Consider the following 1,298-nt stretch of genomic DNA (forward strand, 5'->3'; position numbering starts at 1 on the left):
CGGGTCAGGCCGACGGACACCTTGTTACCGGTACCCAGGAAGTTGCTCTGGCTGATCGAACCACCCAGGATCAGGCCCGCGCTCTGGGCGAAGCCGACGCTGGCGGTGATCGAGCCGGATGCCTGCTCTTCAACGCTGTAGTTGACGTCAACCTGGTCGTCAGTGCCTGGCACCGGTGGGGTCTCGACGTTGACTTCCTTGAAGAAGCCCAGGCGTTCCAGACGGGTCTTGGACTGGTCGATCAGGTAGGTCGACGCCCAGCCGCCTTCCATCTGGCGCATTTCGCGACGCAGTACTTCGTCTTCGGTCTTGGTGTTGCCGCGGTAGTTGATGCGGTTGACGTAGGCACGCTTGCCCGGGTCGACCACGAACATGATGTCGACCGTGTGGTCCTGGTCGTTCGGCTGTGGCACGCCGTTGACGTTGGCGAAGGTATAGCCTTCGTTGCCCAGGCGACGGGTGATCAGCTCGGACGTGGTGGTCATCACCTTGCGCGAGAACACCTGGCCCGGCTGCACCAGCAGCAGCGACTTGACCTGGTCTTCCGGCACTTTCAGGTCACCGGACAGCTTCACGTCACGAACGGTGTACTTCTCGCCTTCGTTGATGTTGACGGTGATGTACACGTGTTTCTTGTCTGGGGTGATGGACACCTGGGTGGAGGCGATGTCCATGTTGATGTAGCCGCGGTCCAGGTAGTAGGAACGCAGGCGCTCCAGGTCACCGGACAGTTTTTCGCGGGCGTACTTGTCATCGTTCTTGAAGAACGACAGCCAGTTGGTGGTCTTCAGCTCGAACAGCTGCCCCAGGGTTTCATCGTCGAACACGTTGTTGCCAACGATGTTGATGTGCTGGATGGCAGCGACGGTGCCTTCGTTGATCTTGATCTTCAGCGCCACACGGTTGCGCGGCTGCGGCACCACTTCGGCGTCGACCTCGGCCGAGTAGCGGCCCTGGGCCACGTACTGGCGCTGCAGTTCGTTACGCACGCCTTCGAGCGTGGCACGCTGGAAGATCTCGCCTTCGGCCAGGCCCGACTGTTTCAGGCCTTTCATCAGGTCTTCGGTGCTGATCGCCTTGTTGCCTTCGATCTCGATACTCGACACCGACGGGCGCTCGACCACGTTGATGATCAGCACATTGCCATCGCGGTTCAACTGGATGTCCTGGAAGAACCCGGTCTTGAACAGGGAACGCGTCGAGTCCACCAGGCGGCGGTCATCGGCCTGATCGCCGACGTTCAGCGGCAAGGCACCGAAGACACTGCCGGCGGAAACCCGCTGCAGGCCGTTGACGCG

General features: G+C 61.0%; 1 protein-coding gene. It reads right to left on the reverse strand.

The window, feature by feature from the left end; all coding sequences use genetic code 11:
- Positions 1–1,298 (reverse strand): outer membrane protein assembly factor BamA (gene bamA, locus ACQKPZ_RS28195; protein WP_427544567.1); only part of this gene is annotated, 1,298 nt, incomplete at both ends.

The sequence above is a fragment of the Pseudomonas sp. NPDC089547 genome (assembly GCF_050280665.1).
GTDB lineage: Bacteria > Pseudomonadota > Gammaproteobacteria > Pseudomonadales > Pseudomonadaceae > Aquipseudomonas.